17 protein-coding genes are annotated in these 17,385 nt (G+C 45.7%); 3 read left to right on the plus strand and 14 right to left on the minus strand.

Annotation, left to right across the window (positions count from 1 at the left end):
* Positions 1 to 114 precede the first annotated feature (114 nt).
* Entirely contained in the window at positions 115 to 2,100 is a 1,986-nt protein-coding gene (locus MHI12_RS22165; protein ID WP_405170341.1) for a beta-galactosidase, read from the plus strand.
* Positions 2,101 to 2,180: 80 nt separating this feature from the next.
* On the opposite strand, the gene MHI12_RS22170 is transcribed toward MHI12_RS22165, so the two are convergent.
* The 7 genes from MHI12_RS22170 to MHI12_RS22200 all read right to left on the minus strand — a co-directional run bounded on the left by MHI12_RS22170 (position 2,181) and on the right by MHI12_RS22200 (position 6,676).
* A complete protein-coding gene (locus MHI12_RS22170; protein WP_405170342.1) occupies positions 2,181 to 3,323 on the minus strand; it encodes a DUF4179 domain-containing protein in 1,143 nt (380 codons plus the stop codon).
* Positions 3,313 to 3,861, minus strand: a complete 549-nt coding sequence (locus MHI12_RS22175) for a sigma-70 family RNA polymerase sigma factor (RefSeq protein ID WP_405170343.1) — start codon at positions 3,859 to 3,861, stop codon at positions 3,313 to 3,315. The genes MHI12_RS22170 and MHI12_RS22175 overlap by 11 nt, the downstream gene beginning before the upstream one ends.
* Positions 3,862 to 4,040: 179 nt before the next feature.
* On the minus strand, positions 4,041 to 4,442 hold the full coding sequence (locus tag MHI12_RS22180) for a hypothetical protein (RefSeq protein ID WP_405170344.1): 402 nt from the start codon (positions 4,440 to 4,442) through the stop codon (positions 4,041 to 4,043).
* A 36-nt stretch (positions 4,443 to 4,478) separates the two neighbouring features.
* A complete protein-coding gene (locus tag MHI12_RS22185; RefSeq protein ID WP_405170345.1) occupies positions 4,479 to 4,805 on the minus strand; it encodes a hypothetical protein in 327 nt (108 codons plus the stop codon).
* 17 nt (positions 4,806 to 4,822) lie between these two features.
* Positions 4,823 to 5,470 carry an SMI1/KNR4 family protein gene (locus tag MHI12_RS22190; protein WP_405170346.1) on the minus strand — a complete coding sequence of 216 codons (648 nt, stop codon included), beginning with the start codon at positions 5,468 to 5,470 and terminating at the stop codon, positions 4,823 to 4,825.
* A gap of 29 nt (positions 5,471 to 5,499) precedes the next feature.
* Complete coding sequence (locus MHI12_RS22195) at positions 5,500 to 6,180, minus strand: hypothetical protein (protein WP_405170347.1); 681 nt, start codon at positions 6,178 to 6,180, stop codon at positions 5,500 to 5,502.
* A 28-nt stretch (positions 6,181 to 6,208) separates the two neighbouring features.
* Positions 6,209 to 6,676, minus strand: a complete 468-nt coding sequence (locus MHI12_RS22200; protein WP_405170348.1) for a DUF6386 family protein — start codon at positions 6,674 to 6,676, stop codon at positions 6,209 to 6,211.
* A gap of 188 nt (positions 6,677 to 6,864) precedes the next feature.
* Here MHI12_RS22200 and MHI12_RS22205 point away from each other — a divergent pair, with 188 nt between their 5' ends.
* Entirely contained in the window at positions 6,865 to 7,242 is a 378-nt protein-coding gene (locus tag MHI12_RS22205) for a PilZ domain-containing protein (protein ID WP_341008391.1), read from the plus strand.
* A gap of 82 nt (positions 7,243 to 7,324) precedes the next feature.
* On the opposite strand, the gene MHI12_RS22210 is transcribed toward MHI12_RS22205, so the two are convergent.
* Together MHI12_RS22210 and MHI12_RS22215 are read right to left on the minus strand one after the other, a co-directional pair.
* On the minus strand, positions 7,325 to 8,668 hold the full coding sequence (locus MHI12_RS22210) for a uracil/xanthine transporter (RefSeq protein ID WP_405170349.1): 1,344 nt from the start codon (positions 8,666 to 8,668) through the stop codon (positions 7,325 to 7,327).
* 50 nt (positions 8,669 to 8,718) lie between these two features.
* Complete coding sequence (locus MHI12_RS22215; protein ID WP_405170350.1) at positions 8,719 to 9,306, minus strand: ankyrin repeat domain-containing protein; 588 nt, start codon at positions 9,304 to 9,306, stop codon at positions 8,719 to 8,721.
* A gap of 184 nt (positions 9,307 to 9,490) precedes the next feature.
* Here MHI12_RS22215 and MHI12_RS22220 point away from each other — a divergent pair, with 184 nt between their 5' ends.
* Positions 9,491 to 10,396, plus strand: coding sequence for a LysR family transcriptional regulator (locus tag MHI12_RS22220; protein ID WP_405170351.1), 906 nt, complete (start codon positions 9,491 to 9,493; stop codon positions 10,394 to 10,396).
* Positions 10,397 to 10,467: 71 nt separating this feature from the next.
* On the opposite strand, the gene MHI12_RS22225 is transcribed toward MHI12_RS22220, so the two are convergent.
* From MHI12_RS22225 to MHI12_RS22245, 5 genes are all read right to left on the minus strand, one after another.
* Positions 10,468 to 12,372, minus strand: coding sequence for a beta-glucoside-specific PTS transporter subunit IIABC (locus tag MHI12_RS22225; RefSeq protein WP_341008397.1), 1,905 nt, complete (start codon positions 12,370 to 12,372; stop codon positions 10,468 to 10,470).
* A 128-nt stretch (positions 12,373 to 12,500) separates the two neighbouring features.
* Entirely contained in the window at positions 12,501 to 13,352 is an 852-nt protein-coding gene (gene licT / locus MHI12_RS22230; protein WP_036617363.1) for a BglG family transcription antiterminator LicT, read from the minus strand.
* A 233-nt stretch (positions 13,353 to 13,585) separates the two neighbouring features.
* Positions 13,586 to 15,010, minus strand: a complete 1,425-nt coding sequence (locus MHI12_RS22235; protein WP_062835706.1) for a glycoside hydrolase family 1 protein — start codon at positions 15,008 to 15,010, stop codon at positions 13,586 to 13,588.
* A 191-nt stretch (positions 15,011 to 15,201) separates the two neighbouring features.
* Positions 15,202 to 16,659: a glycoside hydrolase family 1 protein gene (locus MHI12_RS22240; protein WP_074096040.1), complete on the minus strand. Its 1,458-nt coding sequence runs from the start codon at positions 16,657 to 16,659 to the stop codon at positions 15,202 to 15,204.
* Positions 16,660 to 16,948: 289 nt separating this feature from the next.
* Positions 16,949 to 17,242 (minus strand): antitoxin Xre/MbcA/ParS toxin-binding domain-containing protein, encoded by a 294-nt coding sequence (locus tag MHI12_RS22245; RefSeq protein ID WP_405170352.1) that lies wholly within the window; start codon positions 17,240 to 17,242, stop codon positions 16,949 to 16,951.
* Positions 17,243 to 17,385 lie beyond the last annotated feature (143 nt).

Here is a 17,385-nt window from a genome sequence, read left to right on the forward strand (position 1 = left end):
ACGACTAACTCTCCTGATCTTAATATTGTTATATCATATTAATTATTTAAGATATTCACTCGAATTAATATAACATATAATCGCAATATATTGATAAATAAAGGAGATCACAGGATGACAATTAAGATCGGAATTGATTATTATCCAGAGCAATGGACCCCGGAGTTATGGGAGAAAGATGCCATACTTATGCAACAGACAGGGGTTGCAGTTGTGCGAATGGCGGAGTTCGCCTGGAGCCGAATCGAACCGACTGAGGGTAATTATCAGTTTGAATGGCTGGATGCGGCTATAGAAGTATTCGCTTCGCGTGGTATGGAAATTGTGTTATGCACTCCCACCAATACCCCGCCAAACTGGATGACAACCCGTTATCCGGATGTGCTGCCCATGGATGAACAACGCCACATCATTCGGCCAGGTGTGCGTGGACATCGCTGCAACAACAGCCCTTCCTTGAGAATGCTGGGCTCCAAATTTGTGGAAGCGATATCACAGCGCTATGGTAAGCATCCCGCCGTCATAGGCTGGCAAATAGATAACGAGATGCACTACCAGGAATGCCATTGTGATACATGTAATCGTTCGTTTGTTGCTTGGCTGCAAAAGCGTTATTCCAATCTGGAGGAGTTGAACCGGGAGTGGGGTACGGTCGTCTGGAGTGGTGAGTACAGTAGCTGGGCTGAGGTAACAACACCACTCGGACCCAGCAAACCGATGAATCCTTCCTATCTTCTGGAGTACAAGCGATTTTGTTCTGACAGCGTAGGCTATCTGCTGGGATGGCAGCTTGAGATTTTACGCCGTAACTGTCCAGGCCAATTTGTGACGCATAACATGTGGCAATATCCGAATAGCCTGGACTATTATGATATGCACAACGAATTGGACTTCGTCTCTGTCGATTATTATCCGAATGAGCTGTATCGCGATTATGGCGATCGGTTTCCGAGAAACGGAGCGCTTACGCTGGACTTGGTTCGTGGCATCAAACGCCGGAATTTCTGGGTAATGGAACAGCTCAGCGGAGCGCAGGGCGCCTGGATGCCGATTCAGCGCACCCCGTATCCTGGACTGATCCGAGCTCGCTCCTGGCAGACAATCGCCCGCGGTGCGGATATGGTCGTGCATTTCCGCTGGCGGAGTGCTACCGTGGGAGCGGAACAGTTCTGGCATGGACTGATCGACCACAGCAATGTTCCTGGACGCAGGTTCAGGGAGTTCGCGGAGCTTACTCGCGAGGTGAACCAGTTAGGAGAAATGCTGGCCGACTCGACCATTGTTACCCAAGTTGCGATTCTGCATTCGCATGATCAGCACACGGCGCTTTCCCTTCAGCCGCAGGCGGAAGGGGGAATGCACTATATAGACAACTTGTCCTCTATGCATAATGCATTTCTGAAAATGGGCATCGGTACAGACGTTATCAACTGGACTGAGGAGCTCGATGGGTACAAGCTGGTCATTGTCCCTTCCCTCTTCCTGTTAAGCGAAGAAGTAGCACAGCGGCTGGAGCGATTCGCAACCAAGGGTGGTACGGTTGTCCTCACAAATCGGACTGGCGTGAAGAACATGAGGAATGTATGTGAGATGCTGCCTCTGCCGGGGCTACTGGGTGAAGCGGCGGGTGTTGTCGTAAGTGAATATGATGCCATCGGCAACAGTGAGCATCGGATACGGAACGCGGAGGGCAAGACTTTCGCTGCGAAGCAATGGTGTGATCTACTGGAACTGCGAGGTGCAGAGCCGATCGCCTGGTATGACAACGACTTTTACGAGGGTGTACCGGCGGTTACTGTCAATAAGTTTGGTGAAGGTGAAGTGTATTATGTCGGCACTTGGCCGGAGCCATCGTATTTCTATAAGTTGTTTGAAGGCATATTGAAGGAAAAGGATTTGGCGCCCAAAATCCAGTTGCCGGAAGGTGTCGAGCTGTCGATTCGAACGAAGGGGGAGCAAAACTTCCTGTTTCTGATCAATTTGACGAATGAGCAACGAGAGATTACGCTGGACGTTCCTTATCGCAGCTTGTTGACCAACGAGAGGTTGGATCAAAAGTTGATTCTTCCAGCTCTGGGAGTAGATATTTTAACTGTATAAGATCAGCAGCTTTTCTTATTTAAGAAGGGATATCTCACAAGGCTTACGACCTTGAGGGACATCCCTTCTCTGCTTTCATCTTATTTGATTTTGATTTCCAGTTCATCCTTCTTGGCTTCTTGTAAATCATCATAGACCTTATCTGGTTTACCACGAAGTTTTAATACCATCGATTCCGGATTGTCCAGCAGATTGCTGCTGAAAGTATACATCATTCCGTCTTCCGTTCCACTCCCAAATATCGTAGATAAGTTGGTCTGCTTCCCGCCTTTAGAGGTAGTTACAATCTCGATAGGCTGAACGACCTCACTGATCAACAACTTCGTTTTGTAATCGATCTCTTGATCCGGCTCATAAACAAGCCTGACCCGAGTAACAAGCGGTGATAATTCCACTTCTGACAACATAACTTCATAACGCCCAACGGTAAACGTACGATTAACGTTGAGGATTTCCGTTTTGGGGATAGAGAATTTAGGATTCAGCGCAAAAGAAAGATTCATTTTTTTGGAATATTGATACTTCCGTTCCTCTTCCCCGTTTTCTGAATATTCCACCACATCTGGAACAACGGAAGAAAGCTGGAACTGAAGATTCACTTGCTCAGGCAGCGGTTTATTTCGATTACGCTCAATTGTTTTCCGGCCATAAATGGTATGTTTATCATTCGAGAAATGCCCCCCTCCTATATTTCCGTTATCAAGGACATAACCTGTTCTTGCATCCGTCATCTTGGTATTGACTATCGAATAAATCTCTTGCGAAGCATCCGTTCTGGCGGTATACAATACGGTTATCCTGTTCTCATCAGCCATAACCGCGTTCACGGTAAACTGATATATTCCTGATGTAACCGTCCGATCCACGAGTTGCACATAACCATTATTGAGCGTTGAAGTAATCGTGGCACGGTCCATATCCGAAGTTAACAGGTCACGGAAGGGCTCAAGTACTCCCCAATGGATTACAGGCTCAGAATATGTTGCCGGTTGTCGCCCATAGTTTCCAAGCGGGCCCATAAGAAACCAACCCGTAGCCAGGGCTGTGACCAGCATTGCCGTGATCCATTTGATACGAACGGTCCTACCTGATTGTCTTGTTCTAGCCATCGCGAGACCGCGTTGAATTGCCGCAGTCGTGTCCGCCGGATTCCAGTGCTGTTTCTCTCTTTTCACCTGATATGCATCTGCAAGAAGTGCTTTCTCCTCCGGGTTAGTGGTCATGCCAATCCCTCCTGTTCTTCATCAACTTGCGCAACTGCTGGAGTCCCTTGTGCTGCCAGGTCTTGATCGTACCTTCTGGTTTGCCAAGGATCGAGGCAATATCCGTCAGTGTCATGTCGTTATAATATTTCAGCACTATTACATGGCGATATTTTGGTTTCACCTTTTGCAAAAGAGATTCCATAGCGATTCGATTATCATCAACGCTAATCATCCAAGATGCCGGAATGCTGTCCTCCAGATTCTCCTTGGCCAGAGGTGTCGCCCGCTTGCGGCGCCTCTGTTCATCGATGCAGATATAGATCAGAATCCGAATGATCCACGACTTGAACGCCTTCTCATTATTCAGCGTACGACGTTTGATCCAAGCCCGGCACGTCATCTCCTGCACAGCTTCCAGCGCATCTTGCCGATTACGCAGGTAACTGTAGGCGATGGAAATGAGCGTATCTTGATGTTCCATAATGGATTGCACAAATGCCGTCTCGTCTTCGGTCTGTACATATATCCTCTGGTTCATCTCTGCTTTTGTTTCCACCCCGCATCCCTCCTTCTCTCTCTTTCTGTGGTATAAGACGGGTGAGTGAAGCAAACGGTTTTTAATATTTGTTCATCAAAAAAGCTCCGCCATCATTATGAGGGAGCTTGATTACATAACAATTCGGCCGCCGGTATACTGAATTACGTACACGAATGAACAATCCAAGATCAACTAACTTACAAATTGCCGGTGACTTCGATCCCGTCGGCCAATTGCAGATGGTTTTTCACCCAAGCTGTAAACTGATTCAAAAAGTTCCGTAATTCAGGCTCTGCAACCACCTGTTGATCCAGCTCTGATAAAATCCCCACCCACACATCCTTCGTAATCGGATTCTCCCAGCAGGAATCAAGAGCCTTCATCTCTTCTCCAGTTCGCGGGTCAATTAAGGGAAATGTGCGATCCAATGCAGGACGAATATAGTCAAAGTCTTCATTATATATGAACAGCATGTCTTCCATCTCTACTTCAACCGATTCTTCTATGTATAAAGCGGATAAAACAAAACCCACATTCCGCTGTGGACCTTGATACTGATATATGAGCGCAGGAATTGTTCTCTTTGATTTTTTAGCCATATATGTTCCTCCTGTTTCAGGCAAATCTTCTACCGATCAGAGTTCAAACCAGATTAAACCACCATCAGCCTGGCTGGTTTCTCGCTCCATCTGATCCATCCAGCTCCGTACCTCTTCACCCCAGATATGAAACAAACAGTAGATATACGAATCCCCATCCACAATCTCTTCTAACCCGGAAGCCTCTTCTATCCACACTTCAAGGGCTCTAGGCCAGGAAGGATCTTCACGTTTCAATACAAAGCCGTTGGCTTGCTGTTCCAAACTATACACTTCGGTAAATTTTAATGAACTTGCCAAACGCTTCACAACTTCAGGTAAAATCGCAGGCTCCGTTGTTCTGATCCCATATTCCCAGCCCATATGTACAACCTCCTCCTTCAGACTTCGTTCGCTCCAGATTGTTGCTTTTGTTCGTGGATTTGATAGATTGAATGATCCAACCATAATTCGTACCAGTCCAGAAAATGTAGTCGATTCGTATTGCCCCAATACTGATCAGGATATATTCCATTGCGGTTGGCCCGGTCATCAACCCATATTTCTCCGTAGCAGGCTCCCTTAACAATCAGATTCATGGATATGCCACAACCAAAATCACTGATGCGCAGCATGCCTGCCGACCATTTTGGATCAAGATATTCATGTTCCAACGCTTCCCATTCCTCTTCTTCCTTGCTGTCTTCGAACCAGTCATAGTTCCAGTTCCATGATTCTGTGAATTGAAAAGGGTCCGAGATTGCATTCAGCTCATCATCATAACCAAGCACAGCGTATACGCCGTCATCCGGGTTTTCCAGACCATAATAAGGTCCTGCACCACCCGTTCCCATATGAAGAAGCCATGCCTTATACTCCTCCGGCAACTCAATTCGCCATTTCTGTTCAAATTGCGTGATATCCTCCTGCGTCCACACAGGCTCCATTTCATATTCATGGTTTTCTGCGCCAAACAGGTCCAGATCCGGGTCCAGACTTCGGAGAGTGATCAACTTTTCACGCATCCGCTCCAGTTGTACAGTGTACATAATCTACCTTTCCTCCCTTCGCTACTCTATTACGTTTGTTCCACGGCGTACCCGCGTTGCTGTAACTCATCCAGTGCTGCTGCAACATCTCGCTCAGGACACAACTGCTTAATCAGGCTGGCGGTCACTGGTTTTTCTTCATATATTTCAGCTACGGCTTCCAACGGAAGATCCTGCAAGTCATAGTACCCTTTGGCCCAGTCAACGTAATCTTCCATGTTCTTCTCCAAATATCCCAGTAAAAATTCTGCGCCACCTCTGGCATCCACTTCGTCTTCCTCGGTCATCGCCAGCTGAATCCAGTTACCAACCTTCCATGACAAGTCGTTCCCTTCCTGCCATAGGCAAAAGGTCACATCTTCCATATCCAATGTTTCCTCATGATCTCGCAGAACAGTCATCAAGGCATCTGGTACTTCATCGTACATGCCCGGGTAGATCTCACCATCCTCACGAGCATGCGGGCTTAAAGGTGACTCATGATCAAATCCTTTGATCAACGTGCCTGAGTTCGTAAACAAGACATGCAGATGATCACCTGCGCCGTTATTGATGTTTCCCCATGCCACACCTGGCTGAAGTTTATCTTCATAATGATGAACGCGTAGCCATTCTTCCTCCGAAAAGATGATATCCAAAGCAGCGAGTATTCTCATTCGTTTACGCAGTGCATCTGCATTCATCATCGTTATCTCGTTCCAATCCTGCATATCAATCCCTCCTGTTCGTATATGTACACTATATCCGGATTAATTCATCCAGCGTGTTATTTCCCTGAATACTTGGTGTCATGACAATGGTGATCCGACTGGCTTCTCTGGAGACGATACACGCATAATTTCCCGGCTTTAACTGAAACAGAACCCCTTCACACGTCTCATCCGGCTCCAATTCACCCCCAGTGACATCATCAGCCGCTCCCAGATAGACGTGCCCAGACGGAACTTGCAGATGATACACCTTTTCCCGTTCCGCTCCGTGATCTGGATCTGAATCCTCCTCTACATCCTCCAAGCTCCATTCCACCTCATACACTCCATCCGCACCCAGATTCAAGAACAGACAATGACCTGCATTCACCTCAGCCAGCTCATCCACTGGAATGGACCACCAGTCCGAAGTATCCTCAAGCCGATGTTTTAACGCTGCCAGATCATACAGGCACAATGTTGCCGTATCTGTAACCATTTGAAATGTTCCTCTCATATTCACCCGTCCCTTCTGCCTGATCCAGGTCTGACCTCAGAAATATATTCCATCATTATATCAAGCCTGATACACGTGTAAAAGGAACCCATGGACCATCTCTGCTTGCGCAACTCTTCATTTCTCGCTCCAAATGGTCGATATAAGCATAACTGACTTTTTTTGAACCTGATGGAGGAAGCCAAGCCATGTCAATTAACAATAGAAAAGAACCCTTTCGCTACACATTGAAGGAACCGATCCACTTTGAGATCTATATTCTCAGCATCAACGGGGTTAACGCACCAGCCAAACCCATTCAGGCCGAACTCTGCGATATCAGTCGATCCGGCTGTCAGCTGTCATTTCCGCTGTCCCTTCCTGTAGAGAATAACGATATTCGGATTGGAATGAATATGCTGCTCTTTGAAGACCCTCTATATATGGAAGGCACTCTCCGCTGGGGTCGAGAAAAAAATACCTCATGGCATTATGGTGTTCAACTCGAAATGCAGGATGGGAACCAGGACCGTCTTTCCCGAGAGATGCGAATGCTTGCAGGACAAGGTAAAATCATCGTGAAATAGTGAACTAGCCATATAACCTGATAACAAAAAGAACAACAAAAAAACAGCCCAATCAAATTGGACTGTCGCAAGATGAAACTCTTTAAGCTGCTTTACTAACTGTCACTGGTTGTTCCATTTTGGACCAGTTCACGGTTTTTTCGAGAACGAGTGAGACCAATACCCCAATGACTAGACCGTTGCTTATGATTGGAATAAGATACATGGGCAAGGTTTGAAAGGCCTCAGCAGGAATATTCATGACCGCAACTCCCGTGAGGACCGGCAGCGCTACACGATAGATCGTTTTAGAATTAAACGTCGTACCTTCAAGCGTTCTAAGTGCCGTGCCGAACATCTGAAGATAAGCCACGAACAGAACAGCACTGCCGACGCTTGGTGGTATTTGTGCAAAAAATGCTGTTACTGAAGGTGTAAGACCTATCACACATAATATCCCCGCTCCAATAATCAAGGCAGCACGACGCAGAATGCGAGTACTCTCCAGGAACCCGATCGATGATGCAAATAAACCAAAGGGCAGCACACCTACACAGGCTGACAACATCGTGAACAGACCCGTTAGTGCATAGGAATGCCTATACTGACGGCTTGTTGTTTCTGTCCGGTATAGTTTCTCAACTGTGCTTAATGTGGTGATCGAATTCGTCATGTTCACCAGCCCTACGAAGAAAGCAGTAATGACAATGCCCGGTTCCCATCTGGGTGCTCCCCATGGAAACAGCGTTAGGCCTGTTGTTGTCTGATTCGGCTGTCCGCTATGCTGTCCAGGGAACAATAGACTATACGCGATCCAGCCTGCCACAATCCCAATCAAGATTGCGTAGTTCCCCAGTTTCCCCCTGCCCTTCAATTGAATCCATGCCACCAAAAATGCAATGACAACGGACAATGCGGCAACAGGCAGATCAAAGCGGCCAAACTCCGTATATCCAATCATACCTTTGAAAAAATTCATGGTTAATTGAATCGTCATTAGGAACAACATGGCACTCTTCACCATAGGTGTGAACAGCTTTTGCAGCACTTGCGCTGCTCCCAGCCAACCCAGAATCACCATCGTTAGTCCCGCTAATAGAAAACCTGCAGCCAACCCACCGCCAATACGCTCCAGACTCATACCGGCCGATGAAGCAGATACCGTCAAACTTAGGGTCAATCCCCACCATAACCCTGACGGACCATCCATAATCGCATATCGATGACCAAATACGGCTTGAAGAATACACACTGCTCCGGTAAGGATAAATGCGTGCTGCATGGAGGCAGCGATCGCATCCGGGGACAGATGAAAATTATGTCCAATCGATAACGGAACAACAACGGTATTGGTAAACAGGAAGAAAAACCACTGTATGCCCGCCAAAATCAGTGAAGATACGTCCTTCATATTCTTTTGTGAAAACTGCTCTAGATGTCTGTTCATTCGTTAGGAATATCCTTTCACTGTTCTGTATCATAAATGTATAAGTCGCTTCAGACTTGGGTTAATAATCGTTCCATTTCGGTATATTGATTCTTGCGCGCATGTGCAAGCGGTGTAATCCCGTCCCGATCCGCGATCTTTGGATCTGCACCATATTGCAAAAGCAAGGCAACAATCTGTTGGTGACGCGGCCCACCATCTCCCAAAATGACCGCTTCCAGCAAGGCTGTCCACCCCAGGTTGTTGATATGGTTCACATCCACATCACTGCGTGTCAGCAGAAGCTCCACAATGTCCACATGGCCCCGATCCGCTGCTGGGATAAGGGCTGTGCCGCCAAAACGATTTGTTAACCTCGTATCTGCACCTGCTGTAATCGCCAATTCAACCATGTCATACATACCCTCAGCACTCGCGTATAACAGCAGGTTGTCCAATCGTGCATCCCGAAGATTAATGTCGGCTCCGGCGTCCACTAACATCCTTGCCGTGTCTATCTTGTTACCGTGCACCGCAGCCAGCAGAGGTGTCCGCCCCAATGCATCACGTTCGTTCAACCGGCTACCCTGTTGTGTAATAAATCGAATGACCTCATCGGTATGGCCCGCTTGAGCAGCATCATGTATTGTTCTAACCACGTTGTTTTATCCTCCAATTCAAGGTCTTTCTCATACAGTAATATTCATATAGAAACCAAACCCTGTTAGTCAGGTATGCAAATCTAATGTATGGTAACATAAGATCGTAGTATATTAAAAATACATGTTTTGTTGCCTTTCCATACGAATTACATATACATTGCAGGCGAAGGAGAACAACCACTTGGATATCAAACAATGTCGCTATTTCATTGCCATTGCTGAGGAGAAACAGATTACAGCCGCAGCCCGAAGACTTCACATGGCTCAGCCACCCTTAAGTCAGCAGCTTAAGTTAATGGAGGAAGAACTTGGCGTAGTCTTGTTTGAACGCAAAGGGCGTATGATGGAACTAACGCAAGCGGGTCGCAGCTTCTATGATTATGCGGTTACCTTGACCAAATATATGGAGGAAGCTGTAATGGAGATGCAAAGTTTCCGTCACGGCATAAGGGGCAAACTCGCCATCGGCATCAATACCATATCGGATCGCCTGATCCCGCAAGCACTGCAACAGTTTCGCACCACCCACCCAAAGGTTACCTATAAAATTCAACAAAATGAATCTGCGCAATTATGCCGATTGCTGGAAGATGGCAAAATCGAACTCGCTTGTGTACGCATGCCTGTCCAGACTGAACGTTATGAGGTGCTGCATCTGCCACAGGAGCCCCTTTTCTATATTTCTTCAACACCGCTGGATAGCCCAACGGAGATGGGACCAGGAGCGGAGATGGGGACTTATTTTGAGCAGCTTACAGGAATCCCTCTACTGCTTCCAAGTACAGAAGGACTTGGTATGTTCGAGCTAATTTTGGACAAGTTCCGGGAGCATCAGGTTACCCCCTCCATCATGGGTGAGTGCTCAGACATTAATATGTTGCTGGAACTGGTCCGACTCGGCTTCGCCAGTTCCATCGTGCCTCACACGGTACTACAGCTATATCACGAGCACCCATTCCACGTATATCGCATCCAGGATCAGCATTCAACGGTTGGCTCGGCGCTGGTCTGGCTACAGAACCGTTATTTGTCCAAGCCTGCACAACACTTTATAAAATTGGTTCAGGATATGATTCCTGTGGTGTAGAACTTGATAAGAAAAAAAGCAGCAGCTTTACCGGAATGTAATCCGGTAAAGCTGCTGCTTCATTTTTATGGTTAAGCTTTAGCTGTGAACAACAAGTCTTTTTCTTTGATCGTAGTGCGACCAGCAGACTCGATGGACTCATACTGATGCATGTTTGTAATAATGACTGGTGTAATCGTTGTGTAACCGGCTTTTTCGATCTGTTCCCGGTCGAACTCCATCAGTACATCACCTACGGCAACCTTCGCACCTGCTTGAACTTTAGGAGAGAAGAATTGACCTTTCAGCTTCACGGTATCAATTCCGATATGAATCAACATCTCTGCGCCTGTATCACTTACCAGACCAATAGCATGTCCGCTCTTCGATAACGAGAACACAGTACCGTTAATTGGAGAAACCACACGTCCTTCAGATGGTTGAATCGCAAATCCTTTACCCATAATCTCTTCAGAGAACGCAGGGTCCGGCACTTCGCTCAGCGGTTTAACTTCACCTGTGATTGGGCTGAAGATTTGCTCATCTTGTGCTTTTGCTTCTTCAGTTACAACAGCAGAAGTTGTTGTTGCTGCTGGTGCAGGCTCTGCTGCTGGTGCTACCGGTTGGGATTCACTTTCTTCCTGGAAGCCCAAGATATACGTAATGATTGCCGCAACTACGATGGCAATCAAACCGCCGGCCAACGCATAGAGCAATGTGCTAATTGCCGGACTGATAAATGCTGCCACACTCGGCAGACCTGCAAGTCCTGTAATAACGTACGATTTAACATTGAAGATACCCATGAACCCACCGGCAACCGCTCCCCCGATAAGGGCTGCAATAAACGGTTTTTTGAACTTCATGTTGATACCGTACATCGCTGGTTCTGTAATCCCCATGATAGCTGTAAGACCTGTGGAATAAGCAAGGGATTTAGTTTTGCCATTTCTCGATCTAAGACCTACACCAAATGCCGCGCCACCTTGAGCCAAGTTAGCTGCAAACATCAATGGAATGATAAAGTCGTAACCCAGTGTTGTCATTGAACCAACAACGATTGGCAGCAACGCATAGTGCATACCTGTAATGATTAGCAGTGACATCGTACCACCAATCAGAATACTTGCGAAGATGGACATGTTATCGAACAACCATGAAATACCACCGGACAAACCATTACCAAGAACTGTACCCAATGGACCTACTGTCATCAATGTCAGTGGAACCATAATTAACAGTGTTACTGTTGGAACAACCAAGAGTTTAAGTGAAGCATGTGTTACACGATCAACGGCTTTCTCTACATAAGAAGCAATCCAGATGGCGAGAATGATCGGAATTACTGTGGAGGAATACGTTGCGGCAATGACTTTAATGCCTGCGAATGTCGAATCCCCTTCCGCAAGTAACGCGGTAATCGTTGGATGCATAATACCCGCGGCGAGTGCTGCCCCAATGTACATATTGCTACCCAGTTTACGTGCAGCACTGATCGCCAGAATGATTGGCAGGAAGTAGAATGCACCGTCACCGATTGCTGACAAAATAATGTAGGTCGAGCTGGTATCGGACAACCATCCCAGTGCTACCAGGATAGCCACGATCCCTTTGATCATACCAGCACCTGTAATCGCTGGCAGAATCGGCGTAAATATACCTGAAATGAAATCGAATAACGCACTTACCGGATTTCTCTTTTTCTTCTCCCCAGTTGAAGCGCTTGAGGTTGCATTATCTGCGTTTGGTGATTTGGACATGTTGCCAACAAGTGCGTTATACACGATAGGCACATCGTTACCGATGATAACCTGGAACTGTCCACCATTCTCCATAACGCCCATAACGCCTGGTGTATTTTTCAGCGTCGCTTTGTCCGCTTTTTGGTTGTCATTCAGGTTAAATCTGAGTCTTGTCATACAGTGTGTGACTTGATCGATATTCTCTTCGCCACCAACAAGCTTCAAAATATCCTTGGACAATTGTTGTTTATCCATTGTGTTTTGCTCCTTTTATGTGTAATGAAGGTTAAAAAAAAACCTAAACACTGAATAATGACAAAGCAGAAAAGCTTATCATTATTCAACGTTTAGGTTTTGCCTTTTTAGCAGTAACAATCCCAACTTTATTCAATTGTTTGTTCATTTCTGACAATTCGTTCAATATGAATGGTCAGATACAGTATTTCTTCCTTGGACAACACCCGATTATAGATCTTACGCGTATAGTCACTGATCCTTACTGCACATGCATGTGCCTCCGGATACTGCTTGCTCACCAAGTCATGAAGCGGATTATCTACTTCTTTATCTTCAATCGCCGTTCCTTGCAACACACGTTGGGCAAAGAACTTCAGATGAGTTAAAAATCGATAATAACTCAATGAATCTTCATCAAGTTCAATCACAAAGCTACGTCTTACGATGTTAAGTATGTCCTTAACGATGTTCGTAATACTGATCGTTTCCCTCATCTCACCGTTCATCTGGGCATTAACCAGATGCATTGCAATGAATGCGCATTCGTCTTCGGGTAGCAGGACACCTAATGTTTCCTCAATAATCTGTAGCGCCTTGAGTCCAATGGCATATTCCTTCCGGTACATGCGCTTGATCTCCCAGAACAATGCGTTACGGATCTGCAATCCTTGACGATGTCGATCAATGGCAAAATGAATATGATCCGTCAGTGAAATGTAGATGCTCTCATGCAGCTTCTCACCTAACACCGTCTCGGCATAACGGATAATCTCATCCGAGCACTCGACATATTCAACCGGGATATCAGACAGAAGTGTTTTAAGTTTCTGTGATACTTCCTTACTTTCAAGCGAGAATATTTTTTCGACGAGACTCTCGTCAATCGATTCACCAGTATGCTTTTTGAAGGCAATTCCACGTCCCATAACGACCAGTTCGTTTCCTCCCGGATCAATTACGGTAACTACGTTGTTGTTCAGCACCTTCTCAATTTTCATTTCTTCACATCACCTTGCACCGTCAAAGTAGTAAAAGGCAAAACCAAAGCAGGTCACGAAATATGCCCCGCTTCTGGTTTTGCCTGATTGAACAGTAACAATCCAGTATTCATTAGCCTTAGGCCCATCTTACCATATAATTATCCATATGACAATGTTTTTGTGAAAGCGGTTAATGTGCGTTAATGTGACATCAGAAGGTGCTTGCACAACTATGCTTATAGAACTAGTATTTACTCGTTGTTGTTCTTAAGACTTGCGCCATTTGTACCAATAACTTCCTTGTACCAATGGAATGATTTTTTCTTGTAACGATCCAATGTTCCTGATCCGTCATTGTTGCGGTCTACATAGATGAAACCATAACGTTTCTTCATCTCTGCTGTTGAAGCACTTACCAGGTCAATACAGCCCCATGACGTATAACCCATCACTTCTACGCCATCCTCAAGAGCTTCGCCAACCTGTACCAGATGGTCATTCAAGTATTGAATACGGTAATCATCGTTCACCGTTTTATTGCCATTTTCGTCGGTAATCAGCTCATCAACTGCACCCAGACCATTTTCGACAATAAACAATGGTTTTTGATAACGGTCCCAGTATTTGTTCAAGGTTACGCGCAGTCCTTGCGGATCGATCTGCCAGCCCCACTCACTCGCTTTCAGATAAGGGTTTTGCACACCTGCGAACAGGTTTCCTTTGCCTTCGATACGTTTCTCGGGATCACCAGTCTCACAGATACTTACATAATAACTGAACGAGATAAAGTCTACGGTATGCTTCAGAATTTCAGCATCGCCATCTTCAAACTTGATATTGATATTATTTGCTTTGAAATAACGATTAATGTATTTCGGATAATAACCACGTGCATGGATATCAGCAAAGATATCATTGCGCTGTTCCGCATGCATCGCTGCAACCACATCATCCGGGTTCGGAGTCAACGGATAGGTAGGCATGCTCAGTACCATACAGCCGATTTTGGCTTCAGGCATAATTTCATGACCCAGTTTTACAGCTAACGCACTGGCTACCAATTCATGATGGATCGCTTGGTACAGATCCTGTTTGGACAGTTCTGCTTTTGGCGTATAGATGCCGCCGCTCATGAATGGTTCCTCCAGGATGGAGTTAATCTCATTGAATGTCAGCCAATATTTTACTTTGCCTTTGAAACGGTTAAACAGCACTGTTACATAACGCTCGTAGAACTCGATCATTTTACGGTTAACCCAGCCATCATACGTTTTGGACAAATGCAGCGGTGTCTCATAGTGAGAGATCGTTACGAGTGGTTCAATGCCATATTTGTGGCACTCATCGAACAGGTCATCATAGAATTGCAGACCTTTCTCGTTTGGCTCCAGTTCATCACCTTTTGGGAAGATACGGGACCAAGCGATAGATGTACGGAATACTTTGAAGCCCATTTCAGCAAACAATTTAACATCCTCTTTGTAGCGGTTGTAGAAATCGATACCGATCAGTTTCAGGTTATCTTCTGTAGGTGCTTCCGTTCTAGGCGTTGTAATCCCGTGTGGCATTACATCTTGAACAGACAGACCTTTGCCATCTGTATTATAAGCTCCTTCAAGTTGGTTGGCTGCTACAGCGCCGCCCCATAGGAAGTCTTTCGGAAATGGTGTTGTCATGTCAATCATTCCTCTCTAATTAACGGTGTTTTCATTCTTTGTATAAATGCAATACTCTATCCTTTGCCAACAGGAAAAAGCGGACAATCTCCAACTAAAAGGGCCACCGGGAACATTAGGTTCCTTGATGCCAACTTTCGTGTTAGGTTTTGCCCGCTTTTTATGCGGTAACAATCCTGGGAACGAGAGAACTACAGTTGCTCACCATTGCTGGAGATTACGTTTTTGTACCAGTCAAATGAATCCTTTTTGGAACGTTTGAGTGTTCCGTTACCTTCGTCATCCAGATCCACGTAGATGAAACCATAACGTTTGGACATTTCGGAAGTGGACATGCTCACAAGGTCAATCGGGCCCCATGCTGTAAATCCAATCAGATCGACGCCATCTTTGATGGCTTCTTTCATTTGTTCAATGTGTTTTTTCAGGTAATCCACACGATAGGAGTCATGGATCGAACCATCTTCTTCAACACGGTCATATGCACCCAGACCATTTTCTACGATGAACAATGGTTTCTGATAACGGTCCCAGAAGTTGTTCAAGGTTACGCGCAGACCGATCGGATCGATCTCCCAGCCCCAGTCGGATGCTTCCAGATAAGGGTTTTTCACGCCGCCAGTCAGGTTACCCGATGTTTCTTCCTTGTCTGCGGATGCAGATTTGGTTACGGACATGTAGTAGCTGAAGGAGATGAAATCAACGGTATTGTTCAGCAAGATCTCGTCATCGCCTGCTTCTTTTTGGATCACGATGTCGTTTTCTTCAAAATAACGAGCCATGTAGTTCGGGTACTTACCACGAGCATGCATGTCCGTGAAGAAGAGGTTGATCTGATTCTCGTGTTGAGCCAGACGAACATCTACCGGATTACATGTTGCTGCATAAGTTTCCATACGAGCAAGCATACAACCCACTTGGGAACCAGGGATAATTTCGTGTGCAAGCTTCGTTACCAATGCACTTGCTACAAATTGGTGATGCAGCGCTTGATAAGTGGTTTGCAGCTTGTTGTCCACTTTATCGATCAGAATGCCGCCGCCAGTGTACGGGCTGAACAGCATGACGTTAATTTCATTAAACGTCAGCCAGTATTTCACTTTATTTTTATAACGGTTGAACACCGTTTCTGCATACCGAACATAGTGCTGGATTACTTCACGGCCAGCCCAGCCGTTATATTTTTGCGTCAAGCCAAGCGGTGTCTCATAGTGAGACAATGTAACGAGCGGCTCGATGCCATATTTCAACAATTCGTCGAATACTTCATCATAGAATTTCAAGCCTGCTTCATTTGGCTCTTGATCATAACCGTTCGGGAAAATACGTGCCCAGTGAATGGACAAACGGAATACTTTGAAGCCCATTTCAGCGAACAATGCAATATCTTCTCTAAAGTGATGGTAGAAATCGATACCAAAACGTTTCGGGAAACGTTCTTCGATTTTGCCGGAGAGGATCTCTTCAATTCGGGAAGAGGAGATTTCCATGGCATGTCCGCCTGTACGCTTCTCTTTAGGAACATGAGCGATCATGTCCGCTGTGGAGAGGCCTTTGCCGTCCTTATCGAATGCACCCTCCAATTGATTGGCAGCTGTAGCGCCACCCCATAGGAAGTTTTCGGGGAATCCTTTTTTTGCCGTGGTCATGAATAACAACCTCTTTTCGAAATTTATTTTGGTTTTTCCAGGTAAAAAACTGTAATTTAGAGCAGAAAACAAGAAAAACCTAAACTCAAGGTAAAATAGCACCAAAAAAAGGAGCTTTCATTTCACCATCAGTTTAGGTTTTGCCTGTCTTCACAGTTACAATCCATCAAAAGATGTTATTGCATATTCTGTTGTGTTTGCTCTTGTAATGTAAGCGTAACATATCTATTTTGCAAAATCAACTTCACTGGATCATGTGATCGCTCGCACACTCTCACCATCGAAAAAATTAACGTGGCATACGCATAATCGCTGCCCTTAATGCCTGAGCTCCCTCCTCCGTTTCCAGGTAAACAGCGGGACTTTGGTCCCCTAAAGCCGGGATATCTTTCGCCATCCATTCAAAAGCGTACTCCCCCATTTCACACAAAAGCACCCGACTTATATCCGCCGGAATCCCTTGTAATCGCGCTCGTTCTACCCACGCGGGGTCCATCTTTTGTCCAAGTTCTTCGAACAATTTGGAAAATGAGTCCCAGCTTGCCTGATTAAACTCCTTTAAATAGATACCTTTCATACTCATGTAATTTCACTCCCCATATCGCCATTTGTAACCCTGTGGTCCTATCTGACACAATTCATCCTTAAGCCGCTTGAATCCGTTTCTGTAACAGGTAGACTTAATTTTAAATGTTTTTCGGGGGAAAGAACAGTCAAGGAGGATTA

This window comes from Paenibacillus sp. FSL H8-0280, from assembly GCF_045040665.1.
GTDB classification, from domain to species: domain Bacteria; phylum Bacillota; class Bacilli; order Paenibacillales; family Paenibacillaceae; genus Paenibacillus; species Paenibacillus xylanexedens_A.

Excerpts from the sequence above, each read along its gene's own strand:
- MHI12_RS22165 (WP_405170341.1), top strand. The coding sequence starts at position 115 with ATGACAATTAAGATCGGAATTGATTATTATCCAGAGCAATGGACCCCG.
- MHI12_RS22170 (WP_405170342.1), bottom strand. The coding sequence starts at position 3,323 with ATGACCACTAACCCGGAGGAGAAAGCACTTCTTGCAGATGCATATCAG.
- MHI12_RS22180 (WP_405170344.1), bottom strand. The coding sequence starts at position 4,442 with ATGGCTAAAAAATCAAAGAGAACAATTCCTGCGCTCATATATCAGTAT.
- MHI12_RS22185 (WP_405170345.1), bottom strand. The coding sequence starts at position 4,805 with ATGGGCTGGGAATATGGGATCAGAACAACGGAGCCTGCGATTTTACCT.
- MHI12_RS22190 (WP_405170346.1), bottom strand. The coding sequence starts at position 5,470 with ATGTACACTGTACAACTGGAGCGGATGCGTGAAAAGTTGATCACTCTC.
- MHI12_RS22195 (WP_405170347.1), bottom strand. The coding sequence starts at position 6,180 with ATGCAGGATTGGAACGAGATAACGATGATGAATGCAGATGCACTGCGT.
- MHI12_RS22200 (WP_405170348.1), bottom strand. The coding sequence starts at position 6,676 with ATGAGAGGAACATTTCAAATGGTTACAGATACGGCAACATTGTGCCTG.
- MHI12_RS22205 (WP_341008391.1), top strand. The coding sequence starts at position 6,865 with ATGTCAATTAACAATAGAAAAGAACCCTTTCGCTACACATTGAAGGAA.
- MHI12_RS22210 (WP_405170349.1), bottom strand. The coding sequence starts at position 8,668 with ATGAACAGACATCTAGAGCAGTTTTCACAAAAGAATATGAAGGACGTA.
- MHI12_RS22225 (WP_341008397.1), bottom strand. The coding sequence starts at position 12,372 with ATGGATAAACAACAATTGTCCAAGGATATTTTGAAGCTTGTTGGTGGC.
- licT (WP_036617363.1), bottom strand. The coding sequence starts at position 13,352 with ATGAAAATTGAGAAGGTGCTGAACAACAACGTAGTTACCGTAATTGAT.
- MHI12_RS22235 (WP_062835706.1), bottom strand. The coding sequence starts at position 15,010 with ATGACAACACCATTTCCGAAAGACTTCCTATGGGGCGGCGCTGTAGCA.
- MHI12_RS22240 (WP_074096040.1), bottom strand. The coding sequence starts at position 16,659 with ATGACCACGGCAAAAAAAGGATTCCCCGAAAACTTCCTATGGGGTGGC.
- MHI12_RS22245 (WP_405170352.1), bottom strand. The coding sequence starts at position 17,242 with ATGAGTATGAAAGGTATCTATTTAAAGGAGTTTAATCAGGCAAGCTGG.